The sequence below is a fragment of the Arthrobacter russicus genome, assembly GCF_031454135.1.
GTDB classification, from domain to species: Bacteria; Actinomycetota; Actinomycetes; order Actinomycetales; family Micrococcaceae; genus Renibacterium; species Renibacterium russicum.
Genome location: NZ_JAVDQF010000001.1, coordinates 2,215,701 through 2,231,050 on the forward strand (window position 1 = coordinate 2,215,701; position 15,350 = coordinate 2,231,050).

The following is a 15,350-nucleotide window of genomic DNA, read 5'->3' on the forward strand; positions in this document are numbered from 1 at the left end:
GGGGCCGGACCTGCCGTCCGGCCCCGCAACCGGCCCGTTCACCGACGTCGGAAAGCATCCCGTGAAAATCCGCTCTGCTCTGCTCGCATCCCTGCTCCTGATCGGAGCGGCCGTTGTCCCCGGGCAACTGGCGGCTGCCGTATCGGCTCGGGCAGACAGCCCGCCGCCCACGGTGATCGACTCCGGCTACGCCCAGATCGCACCACTGGCCAAGGCCTTCGACGGCAATCCGGGGCGGGTCGAGTCGTTCCGGGCCGGGATCGCGCTCACCCAAGGGGCCTGGTCCGACGCCGATGGCGGCAAGGATTTCAGCAAGCAGACCTTCATTCCGGCGGAACAGGCGATTTTGCACCTGGCCGCCGCGGACCGGCTGCCGCAGGGCGGATTCGGCACTCCGGCCACCGAAAACTACCTCGCCGCCGGAACAGTGCTCGGTTCCGCGGAGACCGGCTCGGAATACTCCGGTTCCGGCCGGTTGTTGATCGGCGCGGGCACCTTGGTGAGCAGAGGAGCCGGGAAGCCGTCCTCCGAGCTCAATGCGCGCGGGGAAAGCACCCGGGATTTCACCGGCACCAATGCGGCAAACGTGTTCGCGCTGCTCGAAGCGAGCACGCCGGCCGGCGGCAAGGCCGTGCTGACCGGGAAAGGGGCCACTGGCCCGGTTTCATTGGACAGTTCGTTGCTGAACGGGTCGGCACCGGGCGGCTCCGAGCCGGCCCTGTTCGGCGTCACCTCATCGCTCAGCACCGAATTCACCGTGCCGGGACGGTACTGCTTGACCATCAGCCAAGCGCTGAAGACCAAACAGGGCGGGATGCTGACCGCCTCGGGCCGGTACACGGTTTACGTGGGGGACTTGCCCGCCAAGCCGCTCAGTTGCGCCACCGGAAACCCCGACCCCGGAAACCCTGACCCGGGAAACCCTGACCCGGGAGACCCGGCTAAACCGGCCACCGTCGTGCGTGCCGGTCACCTCGACGTGCGGGCACCGTTGAGCGGCGACGGGAAGTCGTTGCAGTTGCAGATCGCGAATTCGCAGCAACGCGTGCCGTTCCAAGACCTGGTGCTGACCGGCGTCCGTTCCGGCAGCGTCCCGACTCCGGACCCCGGCCGGGACTTCAGCGTGGTCGGCGCACCGGGCAGCAAGTACTGGTATTTCGGCCAGGGCGAACCGGATCCCGAGCACTACGTTTGGCCCGGCTTCAGCGGCGAGGATTTCTCGCCGTCGGACTTGGCCTTCGGATTCCAGGACGCTACCTTGACCGAGGTCTCCGGCCCGGCCGGCGGAAACTTCGCGATGTTCTACGATGATGCGGTCGCCGACCGGCTGCGTCCGGATGCGGTCTATTTCGATACCCGGCAGGGCATGCCGCAGAGCCTGCCGATCGCTGCCGCCAGCCACAAGCACTTCACCTGGAGCTTCACGCAACCCGGGAAATATTGCCTCGCGTTCCAGGCCAAGGCCCTGCGCTCGGCCGGCGACTGGGTCCGGGATAGTGCGCAGTTGACCATTTGGGTGGGTGATCCGGGCCAGGCCGCGGCGCAGGTCCCGTGCGATCGGGTCGGCGGCACGGCCGGGCTCAGCCTGCTCTCCCATGACCGGGCTGCACCGAACCAGGCGCCGGTGGGCCCGGTACTGCGCTCCGGGATGCTCCGCCTGGAACCCACCGTCGACGTGAAAAGCGGTGGCTTGAATGCCCGGTACCAGGCTGCCAGCAATCTCCCGGCCCGGGATGCTGCGCCGGGCGAACTCGTGGTTTCCGCCACTTTGTACTCCGGCGGGAAATACCTGATCGACGCCAATGACAGCGAATCGTCGCCGGCCCTGGTATTCGATTCGGGTCGGATCGCCCCGGGTGCGCTCAGTGGCCTCCTGACCGTGTCCTTCGGCCAGGTCCAGGGTCCTGGCACCGTCCAACTGCTCAACGGCAGCAGCGCACTGCTTTCCAGCAATCCCGCCGATTCGCTCGGCCAAACCCTGTTTGCCGGGCAAAGCCGGGCTGATGGCTGGCGTTGGTCCTTCGACCAGCCCGGCGTCTACTGCGTGCCCTTGACCATCGACGCGCAACCGCTGGGCAGCGTGCAGCCGGTGCGATCCAGCAGCATGCTGACCTTCGCCGTCGGCTCGGAGACTCCCGGAACACCCGGGTACCTGGACCGCTCGGCGATCAAACCGTGTGCCGACGGCGGCTCCGCCAGCAAGCCGGGCGACGTCGCCAAACCCGGAAAGCAACCCGGCGGCGCTGACCGGCCGACCGGCGTGAGCGTGCTCGCCGAAGGGCACATCGACTTGGCCAGCCGCTTGGGCGCGCATGGTTTGCGCACCGAAATCAAGGACTCCTCGCAAGGCCAAGTGGTCTACCGGGATCCGGCCAAAACCGTGTTGCAGGCGAAGAACCCGGCCAAGCGGACCATCCGGGGCGGTTCCAGCTTCGGCTTCCTCGGCGCACCGGGTTCCGAGGTCTATGTTCTGGGGCAGACCCAGGAGCCGGGTCTGCTCTGGCCCGGCTGGTCCACCGAGGAGGTCCCGCAGCTCGGCGCCATCGATTGGACCTTGACCCGGCTCGGCACCGTGGGCGCGGGGCCAGCGCCCGGTGATTTCGCGATGTACCAGTTGGGCGAATTGGCGCAACCGGAAATCAAATTCAACTCCGCCGCCGGAATCAACCGGTTCACGATCCCGGCCGGTGTGCACCAACACGGTTCCTGGGTGTTCTCCGCGCCCGGGGTCTATTGCACCGCGTTCCAGCGCAGCGCGGCCGACGGTCAGAGCAGCGATTTCACGGTGGCCTGGGTGGTCGGCGAGGAGGTCGACCCGGGCACGGTCGATCCGGCGAGGTGCTTCGACGGGGAACAGGTGCATGGGTTGCCCGACCAGATCAAAAGCGCGGCCGAGGCGCCGGGCCACGTTCCTACCGGTAATCGGACGGCTCCGGCTCCGGTCTGCCCGGTGCCCGGCGCAGGCTCATCCACCGGACCGGCGCCCGGATCCGCCGTGCTCGACCAAGGGCACGTGGACTTCGCTTCCCGGCTGGTGGACGGCAAGTTCCGTTCGCAGATCAAGGACGGCACCACTGGTGCGGTGACCTGGCACGAGCCGGGCAGTACCGTGATCAAGGTCAAGCCGGAAGCGGCGATTTCGGCCCCGGGCGGAGCCTTCGGATTCCTGGGTCCGGCCGGAACTACGGTGTACCAGATTCCGCAGACCCAGCGCCCGGGGCTGGTCTGGCTGGGTTGGAATACCGAATCGCTGGCTCCGCAGGAGGTCTCCGGCCCGGTCGACTGGTCGCTGGACGCGGTCTCCGGCCCGGGCCAGGTGCACGTTTTCGAACTCAGCGCCTTCGGGTCGCCGATCCCCGTGCTCGACGCCGGAGGTTCCTATCGGATCCCGCTCAATACGCACGCGCACGGGAACTGGTCGTTCAGCGCTCCGGGGCTTTACCGGTTGACCATGACGCAGCGCGCGGTCTTGGCGTCCGGGCAGAGCGTCAGCGACACCCAGGTGCTCACGGTGCAGGTAGGCGAGCCGACTCCGGCCGCAGACGCCGGCGCTGCGCCGTGCGCTGCAGCAGTGCCGGCTGCCGCCGCGTCGCCGGTGCCGGCAGACGGAGCGCCGGGCAGCGGGATGAATGCTGCGGCCTTGCCCGTCGACGGCGCCTCCGGTGCCGGGTGGCCGGCTTGGGTCTGGGGCTTGATCATGGGCGGGGTGCTGCTGCTCGGCACCGGGCTGGGCACCGGCGGAGCGTTCTGGGTGTTGCGCAAACGATAGAGTTGGAGCGCCGGCGGATGCTGCCGCCGGCGCTTCAAAAGGGGGGGTGCGCGGTGGGCCGGTTCGGTGACTTTTTCCGGATGGGACCGTACCGGGCGGACCACTTCCCCGCGCTGCGGGCCGCCGTCGGAATCGCCGTGCCCTTGCTGGTCCTGCTGATTCTGGACCGGCCCGACTTGTCCCTGTACGCGGTATTCGGCGCATTTTCCGGAGTCTACGGCCGGATGTCGGGCTACCGCGAGCGGCTTTTCCAACAGAGCCAAGCAGCGTTGATCATGTTGGCCACCGTATTCGTGGCGCTTTGGCTGGGCCGGCTGGCTCCGGGGCCTTGGACCTTGGTGCTGTTGACCGCGCTCGCCGCAGCGGCGGCGACGGTGCTCGCCACCTTGCTCCGATTCGGCCCAGTCGGCGGGTTCTTCGCGATCTTCGCCTTCGCGGCGATCAGCCACAGCCCGGGGACCGTCCCTGGCAGACGGCCGCGGCAGTTCGGCCGATCGATGGGCGCCACCTGGGCATGCAAGCGCTGCGCTATCTACTGGCGGTGGCATTGGCCGGCGCGGTCTCGACCCTGTTGGGGCTGGGGCACAGCTACTGGGCGATGGTCAGCGCCGCAGTCGTGATGATGGGCGCGGACCGTTGGGGGCGCATGGTCCGCGGTGTGCACCGGGTGGTCGGCACTTTCGGCGGCCTGCTGATTTTCTGGGCCCTGTCGCAGTTCCAGATGCAACCCTGGCAAGTATTGCTGCTCCTTGTGGCGCTGCAATTCATGGCGGAATTCCTGATCGTGCGGCAATACGGATTGGCGATGCTCTTCATCACGCCGTTGGCCTTGACCATGATGAATCTGGTGCCGGGGGCAACCCCGGGCAGTCTGATCACCGATCGTGCCTTGGAGACTCTGCTCGGCGTGCTGGCCGGCTTGCTGGTGGCCTGGTCGATCCACGAGCCGACCCTGCGCCGGTTGAAAAACCAAGTCCAACGGAACTGACGGGCTTTTCGGCTTCAGCGCCCGGTTTCGGATAGCCAGATGTCTTTGGGTTAGCCGGATGCCGGACAACCGGCTAACCCAAAGACAGCACGCTATCTCAGGCGCAAGGGCTCAGAGGTCTCCCGCCGCGGGAACCCCGCCACTCAATTCGGACGGCGACATATCGGCGTAGCGCTTGGCCTTGGCCACCGCTTCCTGGAGTCCTGCCAGATCCAGGTTGGCCACGTAGCCGGGAGTATCCCGCTGGATCCGCCAGCCTTCGCTGAGCGGGCCGAGGTCCAGGACGTCGAAGCCCCAGCTCCCAAGATGGCCGGCCACTACGGACTTGCTGTCGGGATCGTCGCCCGCCACGATGAGCGCCCGGGCCGCGCCGGATTCGGGCCGCACCTGCTCGAGCACTTCGGAAGCGTAAATGTGGTTCAGGGCTTTCACCACGGACGACTCCGGAAGCACGTCCTGCAAGAGTTCGCTGGTGGTCGAGGTCTCTTCTTCCAGATCCGGGATCCGGCCGTCCCGGTCCGGGTAATAGTTGTTGGCGTCGATCACGATTTTGCCCCGCAGCTGCTCTGCCGGAAGCGAATCGATTTTATTCAACGGGATGGACACCAGCACCAGGTCAGCCTGGGCCGCGACCTCGGATACCGTTCCGGCTGACGCATTGTCGCCCAGCCAGGCAACCGTCTCGCCGAGTGATTCCGGCCCGCGCGAATTGCTCATCAGGACTTCGTTGCCGGCGTCCACCGCCAATTTCGCCACTGCTTTGCCGACATTTCCACTACCGATGAATCCGATTTTCGTCATACTGGCTGAGCAACGCGTTCGGGCGCAGTATTCCCGGCAGGCGGGCTCCGCGGGTGACGTCCCTGTGATCAGGCCGGGTTGAAGCCGGCAAATGCCAGGGCTTGCTTCACCAATTCGCCGCGACCGCCGTCGAATTCGGCCTGCACCATGGGGCTGAGCACCTCGTAGGGGCTCATCCAGGTGAGTTCCAAAGCATCTTGGCGCGGCGAGCATTCGCCGGTCACCGGGATCACGTAGGCCAGGGAGACCGCGTGCTGCCGTTCGTCGGTGAAGCCGGTCTGCGACGGTGCCGGGAAGTATTCGGCGACGGTGAACGGCACCGGGCTGAGCGGGAGTTGCGGCAGGGCCAGTGGGCCGAGGTCCTTTTCGATGTGCCGCATCAACGCGGCCCGGATGGTTTCCCGGTAGAGCACCCGGCCGGAAACCAAGGAGCGGATCATGCTGGCGTCGTCGTCGGCCTGGAGCAACAGGCCGACCTCGTTGACATAGCCCAAGGGATCCAGCCGGACCGGCACTGCCTCGACGTAGATCATCGGCAGTCGGCCGCGGGCCTCGTACAAGTCCTCTTCGGAGAGCCAGCCTGGATTGGGGTCGGGAGTGCGAACGCTCATGCTTCAGTTCTACCCGATCCGCGCGGGATCGGTGGCATCGCATCGCAGAAGCCCGCGATCTGGATCACTGGAATCCAGGACGGCGCTTCCAGGTGCTCCACAACGGCCGGTACCCTTGCCGGGCCCAGAACGGTGTCGCGTACGGATTGTTGCTGGCCTGGTGAAGCAGGGTGAGCGGCACTCCGGCGGCATCGAGGATCTGATGTGCCCGCGCGGCCAGGGCAGCGCCGGCCCCGCGGCTCCGCAGCCCAGGCTCGACGAACAGATAACCGAAATAGCCGGCACGGTCGCCGGCCGAGCTCATCCGGTGCACCCAGCCGGCCTGCTCGGGCGGATCCACTTGGGCGAAACCCTGCAACGATCCTCCGGCTGCCAAAACCAGTGTCCAGTCCGGATTCCGGTCGAACTTGCCGCGGAACGATCCGAGCAGGGTTTCCGCTGCCCCGGCCCGCTCGGTGGCGGACCCGAAGTGCTGGTCGAAGCCCTGCAGGCGGCCCAGCATGGCGCCGATCGCGTCAAGGTCCTCGGGTCGCGCGGTCCGGACGACGGCCGGACCCGGCCCGACGACGGCCGGGCCGCCGGCGGCGATGGTCCCGGCGGGCCGGGCCGCCAGGGTGGTCACCGGGGCGAAGCCGCGGGCCAGCAGCGGATTGACGAAGCGCAGATCGCGGCTCGGCACGATCAGGTTGCGCGCGGAATCATGATCTCCGGCGACCAGCGTTCCGGCTGCGCCGGCAATCCACTGATCGAGCAACCCGCCCAGCACGGGAACCGGATCCCGGCCGTCGAGCCGCACCTCCAGGGTCGATTGACGCAAGGGCTCCCACAGCGCGGATTCGTCGTGCGGGCCGTCCGCGGTGAATTCGACGCGGCCGACGGCGTTGCCGTCCGGGCCGTGCACCCGGAGCAGGTCCGGGCCGGAGAGCGGTTCGGCAGCCCAACTCGGCAGCCAATGGTCGATTGCGGTCATCCTCGGGGTTCCTCAGCGGTAGTGCTCCGGTGGTCGAGATATCCGTAGCCGTCGCCCTGGTTCTCTTCGTTGATCCAGATGGTCGGGCCGGTGGGGTTGTGCGGGACGTCGGCGAAATCCGGATTCGGTACGTGCAGCGTGCGTCCGTAGTTTTCGTCGATGATGTGCGCGCCGATGCCCGCGGCGAGGAACTTGTCCAGCAACTCTTCCAAATCGCCGTCGTAGCCGAAGCCCAGGCCGCCGTGTGCTGGTTCATCGGCGAAGTGCGCCAGGATCCGGCCGCCGTTCTTGGCGCTGAAGCCGCTGATCCGGCCGTCGACCGAGCTGGATTCCCACCGGGCGCCGATATTGCGCAAGTCCTGGCTGGCTCCGGCCACGTCCGGCGTCAGCCAGATCATGTTCACGGACAGCCTCGGGTCCGCGGCGAGATCCGTCTCCAGACGTTCGGCGCGGTCGACCACGAACTCCAGGCCGTCGCATCCGGTGACCCGGACCGCCCGGCCGTGGTCCAGATCCACGGTCTCGGCTTTGCTGCCGGCCTGCATGGTCTGTTCGGCGAACACGTCCAGATCGCGCGCTTCGAAGCCCAGGCAGGTGGTGCCATCGTGCGGGGTGCCCGGGCCCGCGAGGTGCAGCGCGATCCGCCCGGAACCGGCGTCGAACTCGTACCAATCCTCGTCCGGATAGCCGGAGGCCAAGCCCAGGAGGTCGAAGATCGGCAGGAAGGCCTCCACTCGGGAGGTGAAATGGATGGGACGGGCCCGCAGCATCAAGAAACTCCTTCGGCTGACTCGAGGTAACGGCGGAGGGCTTTCTCCACCAGAGCGGACAAGCTGATTCCCTCGTCGATGCCGCGGCGCTTGACCTCGCGGACCAACTCCGGCGGCAAATAGACATTGAACTGGGTCTTGGCATCGGGCATGTCTAGAATGCTAGCAAGTTAGCTTTCTGGAATTCAGCGGACCACTCGTTGCCAGGAATTCTGCTCAATCATGACCCGTTGCGGGGTAATCTGGCGGAATGCCTGTGGATCTGCCCGAACTCTTGCTCAAAGATGCAGTCGAATGGCGTGCCTGGCTGGCCGAGCACCACGCGGACCGCCCCGGGGTCTGGCTGGCGTTGCACAAAAAGGGCGGTTCGGCCACCGAGCTGGACTATGCCACGGCTTTGGAACACGCCTTGTGCTTCGGTTGGATCGACGGCCAGGTCAAACGGCGCGATGCGGAGAGCTTCTTCCAACGCTGGACGCCGCGCACCAAGAAGAGCATCTGGTCGATCAAGAACACCGAGCACATCGCGGATTTGGAAGCCCGGGGGCTGATGCAACCGGCCGGGCGGCTCGCGGTCCAGGCCGCGAAGGACGACGGGCGCTGGGCACAGGCCTACCAGCGGCAGTCCGATGCCGAACTGCCGCAGGATCTGCTGGCTGCGGTGGCCTTGGTGCCCGAAGCCCAGCAAATGCTCGACGTGCTCAATACGCAGAACCGTTTCGCACTGTATTTCCGGCTCAGCCAGCTCAAAACCGACCTCGGTCGGAAGCGCAGAATCGAGGCCTTCGTGCAGATGCTGGCCCGGCACGAAGCGCCCTACCCGCAAAAGCAGAAGCCGGAAGCATAGCAACTGCTCAGCGGCATCGGGCAAAATAGGCGGATGCCTTCCAATGCCAGCCGCCGGACCTTGCTGATCTGGGCGACCCTACTCTTCATCGTCGGCCTCTGCGGTTTCTTCCTGCTCTGGAACATGGTCGATCGCGGCACTGGCCTGGTTGCCGTTGACCAACCCTTGCTCTCCTGGTTGCTCGGCGAGCGGATTCCGCTGCTGACCGGTGTGCTCGGCGTGATCACCACGCTTGCCAACCCTTTGTGGTTCACCGTGATCGTGATCGGGCTCGCGCTGAGTTGGGGACTGCTGAAAAAGGAAGTCTGGCGGCCGATGCTTTTGGCGCTTTCGATGGGGCTGGTGGCCTTGACCAGCACCTTCGTGAAACTGGCGATCGGCCGGCCGCGGCCGCCGGCCCGGGACATGCTGTTCGGCATCAGCACTTCGTTTTCGTTCCCTTCGGGGCATGCGCTCGCCGCCGGGGTTTTTTTCATCGGCTTGGCCTACTTGCTGATCAGCCGGCGCTCCGGTGCCCGGGTCTGGGTGTTGTGGTGCTCAGTGGCCGTGCTGGGCGCCTTCTCGGTGTCCTACAGCCGGCTCTACCTGGGCCATCATTGGTTGACCGATGTGCTGGCCGGACTGTCCTTGTCGTTGTCGATCGTGGCCCTGCTGCTGGCCGCCGATGCGTTCAAGCCGAGGCGAGCTGGTGTGCCGTCTCCAGGATCATCCACGCCTGAAGCTGCGTCGACAGCCCGACTGCAGCCCCCGGGGGATACGCCTGCTCCGCGCTGAGGCCGAGCTCTTTGCTGAACACGCCGTCTGCCGACCGGGTGGCCCAGACCGCCTCGGCGGTTCCGAAGACCATCCGGCGGGCTGCTTCCCGGGTTTCGTCGGGCAGCTGCGCATTCCGGGCCGCAACGCCCAAATACCGGATCAGGATCCCGGTGAACAGTCCACTGTCGCCTTCGCCGTGCAGCAGGACCGCGCCGCCGTGCTCGCCGCGGCTCAGCTCGCGCTCGACGCCGTCGATCAGCTGGACGGCGCGGGCGAGGTTGAGTGCGCTCGGCAGCGCGCAGAATGCGCCGAGCACCGGGCCCTGGTTGTAGGTCCAGACGGTTTCCTCGCGCTCGGGCCCGGTGGGCCGCAAGTGGATTCCGTCGATGTACAACTGCTTTTCGGCATCCCAGAGGTTGCCGTCCAACCAATCCAGAATGTGTTGCGCCTGCTCGGCTTCCCCGTCGCGGGCGAAGTACAGTGCCGCGGGGCCGTTGACCGGGGTGTTTTTGAAATCGCGTTTTTTGGACCAGAACAGGCCGCCGCCCAAGTCGTCGGTGAAGGCTTTGCGCAGTTGCCGGCCCAGTACCCGGCGCGCCGACCGGGCACCGGGAAAGGCCCGGCCCAAGGCTTGTTCGGAGAGGGTCTGCCCCCGGCCGACAGCCAGTGCGAGCCAGGCCATGTCGTCGTAGAAGCTGTTCACCAGGATCAGGAAATTGCGCAACCGGATGCCGCGGAGCAGCGCGCGGGCCAGGCCCAGATCCACCGGTTCGCGGTGCTGGTTCCGGCGCCAGGCGGCGTCGACCAGGCAGTCCAGGTAGTGCGCCTGCCACCAATAGTGCCACTCGGTCTTCTTCGCCGGGGCGGTGGAGATCTTGGCCAGCCAGGTGCCGGGAAGGCCGAACGGCCGGCGGCCGAACCGGGTGTTGACCGCGGTCTCAGCCACCGTCGCCCGTTGTGCCCATGCATCAGCCGTGGTTTCCGCGCTCATACGGACACTCTAAGCCCCGGCAGGGTCGATTTCAGTTAGGATGCATTAACGGAACTCGACGAGGAGAAGAACGTGGAACTGAAGAACGCCACTGCATTGATCACCGGCGGCGCGTCCGGGCTGGGTGCCGCTACCGCTCGCCGTCTGCACGCCCGTGGCGCGGCGGTCGTGATCGTCGACCTGCCCGGTTCGAACGGCGCGGATTTCGCCGCGGAACTCGATGCCGCCCGCCCCGGGAGCGCCGTTTTCGCAGCTGCCGACGTCACCGATGAAACCCAAGTCCAAGCCGCCGTCGATGCGGCCGTGGCGATCGCTCCGTTGCGTGTCGTGGTCAACTGCGCCGGGATCGGCACACCTGGAAAAGTCCTGGGCAAAGAAGGCGTATTGCCGCTGGCGGCGTTCAACCGGGTGATCCAGGTGAACCTGGTCGGCACCTTCAATGTGCTGCGCTTGGCCGCCGCTGCGATGGCGGAGAGCGAGCCGGTGCTGGGCGAGTTCGATACCGCCGAACGCGGCGTGATCGTCAACACTGCCTCGGTGGCAGCCTTCGACGGGCAGATCGGGCAGCCGGCGTATTCGGCCTCGAAGGGTGCGGTTGCCGCGATGACCCTGCCGCTGGCCCGGGAATTCGCCCGTTCGCTGATCCGGGTGATGACTATCGCCCCCGGGATTTTCGGCACTCCGATGGTGGCCGGGCTGCCGCAGGCCGCGCAGGATTCGCTCGCGCAGCAGATTCCGCACCCCTCGCGTTTGGGCCAGCCGGACGAGTACGCGGCACTCGTGGAGCACATCGTGGCCAATGCGATGCTCAACGGCGAGACCATCCGGCTCGACGGTGCGATCCGGATGCAGCCCAAATGATCCCAGGCCATGCCGAGCCCGTGCTCGGCTTGCCCGAGGTGGACTTCTACCAGTTCGAATCCGGACTGACCGGCTTCGAGAAGCAGAAGCTGGTGCAACTGCGGAACTTCCTCGCCGAACATGTCACCCCGTATTGCGTCCAATGGTGGAACGACGCCGAATTCCCGGCGCATATCCTGCCGGAACTGGCCAAGCTGGGGCTTTCCACCGCGATCCAGCAGGGCTACAGCCCGCTGTTCGCCGGATTGGTCATCGCCGAGATCACCAAGGTGGACACTTCGTTGGCCACGTTCTTCCTGGTGCACCACGACTTGTTCGTGGAGTCGCTGTATTTGTTCGGCAATGACGAGCAGCGTTCGCGTTATCTGGCCGATGCCCTGGCGCTGCGCAGCACTGGAGCCTTTGCGCTCACCGAGCCGGAGCACGGCTCCGACGTGGCCGGCGGGATGACGACGACAGCCCGCCGGGACGGCGAGGAGTGGGTGCTCAACGGCACCAAGCGTTGGATCGGCAATGGGACATTTTGCGATCACATGCTGATCTGGGCTCGGGACACCGAAGACGGTGCCATGCGCGGGTTCATCCTGAATGCGGAATTGCCGGGGGTCAGCCGGCAGAAAATCGAACACAAAACCGCGCTGCGCACGGTACAGAACGCGGATATCCGGCTCGACGGCGTCCGGGTTTCCGAAGCGGACCGGTTCCAGGGCATCGATTCGTTCAAAGACACCAATGTGCTGTTGCAAGGCTCCCGGGTGATGGTGTCCTGGCAGGCCGTCGGCCAGCAACTCGGCGCCTTCGAGATCGCCCGGCAGTATGCGGTGGAACGGATGCAGTTCGGCCGCCCGATCGCATCCTTCCAACTGGTCCAGGCGCAGCTGGTGAAGATGCTCGGCAACGCCATGGCCTCATTGGCCATGATGGCGCAGCTGACCTCCTTGCCGCAGATGGGCATGGACCAGGTGGCGTTGGCGAAGGCCTTCACCACCGAGCGGATGCGCGAAACCGTTGCCGCCGGACGCTCGATCCTGGGCGGCAACGGAATCGTCACCGACTACCGGATGGCCAAGTGCTTCGCGGACGCCGAGGCGATTTACACCTATGAAGGTTCGCACGAAATCAATACGCTCATTGTGGGGCGGTCGATCACCGGGGTCTCGGCGATCGTTTGAGCGATCCCCGTAGCTGGAATCGCGGCCGCCATTGCACTGCGCAGTTGAGATTCTTGGGCAGCCCAGATTCTTGGGCGGCTCAGAGCAGCTTTTCGCCCGCCGCGATCCGGACCGGAAGGGTGTTTTCCGGAACCGGTTGCGGGCAGGTTCCGAACGCACTGAAGCCGCTGGGCCAGTTGAGCGAAAAGTTGAAGTCGAGCAGCACTTCGCTGTCGGCGTCGGGGGCCTCGGTGCTCAAGAACCGCCAACCGGCGGTTTCGGCGCCGTTGCTGGCGTCCCGGAAATTCAGCAGCAGGCCGCTGCCGTTCTTTTGCGCCAGCAAGGTCTGCCGTTGCCCGTCGAGTTCGAAGACCACCTCGCCGATGAACGACGCCCTGCCGGGCACCCGAGGATTCGCGGTGGCGATGTCGCGTTCTTGGGCCTCCGGGAACCGGTGGAATTGGCCGGTCAGCGCGAATTCCGAGCCGTAATCGAAAACCGGGACTCCGTTGAATCCCTGCAGGGCCGGAGCCTGGGCATCCCGGGTGCGGATCGCATAGGCCCCGCCGCGCATCGCCAGTTCCAGCAATACGGTTCCGGAACGGAGCCAGTTGAGTGATTCGTCTTCGGCCAGCCGGGCTTCGATGGTTCCGTCCACGGCCTGGTTCTGATTGGCACTGCCGCCCCGGACCAGAAGCAGCCCGTCGGCGGCTGCCGCGCTCACCCGGGCCACGCCGTCGGCCGCGCTCCACCGGCCGGGAAGCCCGTCGAGCGGCCCCGGTTCGCCGGGCAGCCATTGCAACGAGGTGAGGCTGAGCCAGCCGTGCGGCGTAGGCAAGCTACGGTTGCGTTCGGCACGGAAATCTTCCCAGGACTGAGCGGTCATGTTCAGCGCAACCGCGATGCGCCGGGAGCTATTCCTATATATTATTGACGCTTATATAAGCTCCAAGTAAATTTAAGTGATGCAAGATGCTTTCGATGTTTTGGCCGATCCGCAGCGACGGCGGATCGTCGATCTGCTCCGGGCCTCGCCGCGAACCGCGGGCGAGCTCGGGGCCAAACTGGAGTTGAGCCAGCCGGGCACCTCGCGCCACCTCCGGATCCTGCGTGAAGCGGGGTTCGTCGAATCGAGGCCCCGGGCGCAACAGCGGATCTATTCGCTCAAACCCGAGCGGTTCGACGAGCTGGCCGACTGGCTCTCCGGCATCCGGGCGCTATGGAGCGGGCAGCTGGATGCGTTGGGCGAATTCCTGGAGGCAACAGCCGGGCCGGCGGCCACCGACACCAAGGCGAAGCGGCGATGATGGACGAGAAATTGGGCACTTTGGAAATCGCCGACGACGGAACCGCGGTGCTGCGCTACCTGCGGCACTATCCGCATCCGGTGGCTGCCGTGTGGCGGGCGCTGACTGATCCGGAGCAGACCAAGCTCTGGTGGGCGCAAGCCAGGGGCGAGCTGGTCCCCGGCGGGCGATGGGACCTGCGCTGGCTCAATACCCCGCCGGGCGAAGCGCCGATGGATTGGTGGACCGGCTCGGTGGTCGAGCTGCAGCCGGAGCAATTGTTCGTGGTGCAGAACAGCGCGCACGGGCTATTGCGCTGGGAATTGCGACCGGTGCCAGGCGCCGGGCGCGACGGCGGCGAAGGCACCGAATTGCGGTTCAGTTGCAGCTTGGCGGTTCCGGAGCTGGCGAGGGTCGATCTGTCCAGCAATCTGGCTGGCTGGCACGTCCACCTGGACCACCTGGCCTCGGTGCTCGACGGCGGCAGCATCGATTGGGCGAATTGGTACCGGCTGCATTTGCCGGCTTGGGCCGCGCTCAAGCCGCGGTACGACGATGCGGGCGCTGTCTAGGTCCTCCAGGAGCGGATGGAGATCAGCATCTTTGCCGGATTGCACAGCGGATTCGGTCTTCGAGATCGACGCCATGCCCCTTGAGTGCTTGCCGAAGGATTCGGCCCTGAGTTCGGCCGGTCGAATCCAGTACGGCGTGGACCAAGGGTTGGCACCAAACTCCAGATTTGGCGCATGATGCGTCCAGTTTTCGAGTGCCTAGCTTGTGGTCAAGTACCAGGAGGCAGTTATTCCTACCAATAATGAAAGCGAAAGAGCGGCGATCGCGACGGAGGCGATGAGTAATCCACGTGCGGATCCTGGATTCGATTTTCGGATCAGAAGTGCGGCGGCTATACCGAGTGCGCCGGTAGCGAGAGAAGCGATCGGGGCGATGAGTCCCGCGACGGAGGCGATTATGGTTCCGACGAGGAGCCAGAGAGCATTTTTCGCTTGAACTGGTTTCAATAGATCGTTTGTAGAGGTCGCCATTTTCTCATCCCCTTAGATATTGTTTAGCCATGTTCTCACAATACCGGGACCATTGACAGTCATTCCCATTTCTTTGTTCAAGGAGATCGAAGATCCCTTGTAGATCAAGCTTCCGTAAAACTTCGTGATGCAGTTGCCAAGACCATTCGCGATCCACTTCGAGCTTTGCCAGGATCTGACGCTGCGATTCAAAAGACAGATCATCGAACTTTCCAACGACTTGTTGCTGGATATCCGAGTTGAGCCCGAACGGCGTCATTTGCTGGTTGAACTCGGCTACGAGGTCGACCGTTGGTGCGGTGGCCGATGCCGGGTTGACTCCTGCGCCAAGAAGGAGCCCAAAGGCGGTGATAAGAATTGGGATGTTTGTCAGGAATTTCACGGATTCACTTCTCAAATCTAGTAGAAGACCATCAGAAAAAGATTCGAAGAATCTCGATAGCGACTTGTGAGTCACAATTATTCAATATTAAATTCAGGATTTTCAATCGAGGGAGCGTTTTTCT

17 protein-coding genes are annotated in these 15,350 nt (G+C 65.3%); 9 read left to right on the forward strand and 8 right to left on the reverse strand.

Features of this window, described 5'->3' with window-relative positions; genetic code table 11:
- The first annotated feature begins 61 nt into the window (after nt 1–61).
- The 3 genes from JOE69_RS10350 (at nt 62) to JOE69_RS10360 (ending at nt 4,757) form a co-directional block, all read left to right on the forward strand.
- Complete coding sequence (locus JOE69_RS10350) at nt 62–3,769, forward strand: TIGR03773 family transporter-associated surface protein (protein WP_309798435.1); 3,708 nt, start codon at nt 62–64, stop codon at nt 3,767–3,769.
- Between the two features lie 80 nt (nt 3,770–3,849).
- On the forward strand, nt 3,850–4,389 hold the full coding sequence (locus JOE69_RS10355; RefSeq protein WP_309798437.1) for a hypothetical protein: 540 nt from the start codon (nt 3,850–3,852) through the stop codon (nt 4,387–4,389).
- A complete protein-coding gene (locus tag JOE69_RS10360) occupies nt 4,368–4,757 on the forward strand; it encodes an FUSC family protein (protein ID WP_309798439.1) in 390 nt (129 codons plus the stop codon). The genes JOE69_RS10355 and JOE69_RS10360 overlap by 22 nt, the downstream gene beginning before the upstream one ends.
- A gap of 111 nt (nt 4,758–4,868) precedes the next feature.
- Here JOE69_RS10360 and JOE69_RS10365 read toward each other — a convergent pair whose 3' ends face one another.
- The 5 genes from JOE69_RS10365 to JOE69_RS10385 form a co-directional block, all read right to left on the reverse strand.
- The gene (locus tag JOE69_RS10365; RefSeq protein WP_309798441.1) at nt 4,869–5,558 is read right to left on the reverse strand and encodes an NADPH-dependent F420 reductase; all 690 of its coding nucleotides are present in this window, start codon (nt 5,556–5,558) and stop codon (nt 4,869–4,871) included.
- Nucleotides 5,559–5,626: 68 nt separating this feature from the next.
- Nucleotides 5,627–6,169 (reverse strand): NUDIX hydrolase family protein, encoded by a 543-nt coding sequence (locus JOE69_RS10370; RefSeq protein WP_296364914.1) that lies wholly within the window; start codon nt 6,167–6,169, stop codon nt 5,627–5,629.
- A gap of 64 nt (nt 6,170–6,233) precedes the next feature.
- Nucleotides 6,234–7,139: a GNAT family N-acetyltransferase gene (locus JOE69_RS10375; RefSeq protein WP_309798442.1), complete on the reverse strand. Its 906-nt coding sequence runs from the start codon at nt 7,137–7,139 to the stop codon at nt 6,234–6,236.
- On the reverse strand, nt 7,136–7,909 hold the full coding sequence (locus tag JOE69_RS10380) for a VOC family protein (RefSeq protein WP_309798443.1): 774 nt from the start codon (nt 7,907–7,909) through the stop codon (nt 7,136–7,138). The genes JOE69_RS10375 and JOE69_RS10380 overlap by 4 nt, the downstream gene beginning before the upstream one ends.
- Complete coding sequence (locus tag JOE69_RS10385; RefSeq protein WP_309798445.1) at nt 7,909–8,061, reverse strand: ribbon-helix-helix domain-containing protein; 153 nt, start codon at nt 8,059–8,061, stop codon at nt 7,909–7,911. The genes JOE69_RS10380 and JOE69_RS10385 overlap by 1 nt, the downstream gene beginning before the upstream one ends.
- A 98-nt stretch (nt 8,062–8,159) precedes the next feature.
- Between JOE69_RS10385 and JOE69_RS10390 the strand changes: the two genes are divergently transcribed.
- Nucleotides 8,160–8,756: a YdeI/OmpD-associated family protein gene (locus JOE69_RS10390; protein WP_309798447.1), complete on the forward strand. Its 597-nt coding sequence runs from the start codon at nt 8,160–8,162 to the stop codon at nt 8,754–8,756.
- Between the two features lie 33 nt (nt 8,757–8,789).
- Complete coding sequence (locus tag JOE69_RS10395; RefSeq protein WP_309798449.1) at nt 8,790–9,530, forward strand: phosphatase PAP2 family protein; 741 nt, start codon at nt 8,790–8,792, stop codon at nt 9,528–9,530.
- Here the strand turns inward: JOE69_RS10395 and JOE69_RS10400 are convergent.
- Nucleotides 9,427–10,503, reverse strand: coding sequence for a glycoside hydrolase family 76 protein (locus tag JOE69_RS10400; RefSeq protein ID WP_309798451.1), 1,077 nt, complete (start codon nt 10,501–10,503; stop codon nt 9,427–9,429). The two genes, JOE69_RS10395 and JOE69_RS10400, sit on opposite strands and share 104 nt — an antisense overlap.
- 72 nt (nt 10,504–10,575) lie before the next feature.
- Here JOE69_RS10400 and JOE69_RS10405 point away from each other — a divergent pair, with 72 nt between their 5' ends.
- Together JOE69_RS10405 and JOE69_RS10410 are read left to right on the forward strand one after the other, a co-directional pair.
- Nucleotides 10,576–11,364, forward strand: coding sequence for an SDR family NAD(P)-dependent oxidoreductase (locus tag JOE69_RS10405; RefSeq protein ID WP_309798454.1), 789 nt, complete (start codon nt 10,576–10,578; stop codon nt 11,362–11,364).
- Nucleotides 11,361–12,536, forward strand: a complete 1,176-nt coding sequence (locus tag JOE69_RS10410) for an acyl-CoA dehydrogenase family protein (protein WP_309798457.1) — start codon at nt 11,361–11,363, stop codon at nt 12,534–12,536. Before JOE69_RS10405 ends, JOE69_RS10410 begins: the two co-directional genes overlap by 4 nt.
- Before the next feature lie 79 nt (nt 12,537–12,615).
- On the opposite strand, the gene JOE69_RS10415 is transcribed toward JOE69_RS10410, so the two are convergent.
- A complete protein-coding gene (locus tag JOE69_RS10415; protein WP_309798460.1) occupies nt 12,616–13,401 on the reverse strand; it encodes a DUF1684 domain-containing protein in 786 nt (261 codons plus the stop codon).
- A 79-nt stretch (nt 13,402–13,480) separates the two neighbouring features.
- On the opposite strand from JOE69_RS10415, the gene JOE69_RS10420 reads away from it, so the two are divergent.
- Both JOE69_RS10420 and JOE69_RS10425 read left to right on the forward strand, forming a co-directional pair.
- Nucleotides 13,481–13,822, forward strand: coding sequence for an ArsR/SmtB family transcription factor (locus tag JOE69_RS10420; RefSeq protein ID WP_309798463.1), 342 nt, complete (start codon nt 13,481–13,483; stop codon nt 13,820–13,822).
- Nucleotides 13,819–14,373, forward strand: a complete 555-nt coding sequence (locus JOE69_RS10425) for an SRPBCC domain-containing protein (RefSeq protein ID WP_309798465.1) — start codon at nt 13,819–13,821, stop codon at nt 14,371–14,373. The genes JOE69_RS10420 and JOE69_RS10425 overlap by 4 nt, the downstream gene beginning before the upstream one ends.
- Nucleotides 14,374–14,848: 475 nt before the next feature.
- On the opposite strand, the gene JOE69_RS10430 is transcribed toward JOE69_RS10425, so the two are convergent.
- Entirely contained in the window at nt 14,849–15,226 is a 378-nt protein-coding gene (locus JOE69_RS10430) for a hypothetical protein (RefSeq protein WP_309798467.1), read from the reverse strand.
- Nucleotides 15,227–15,350: the final 124 nt, after the last annotated feature.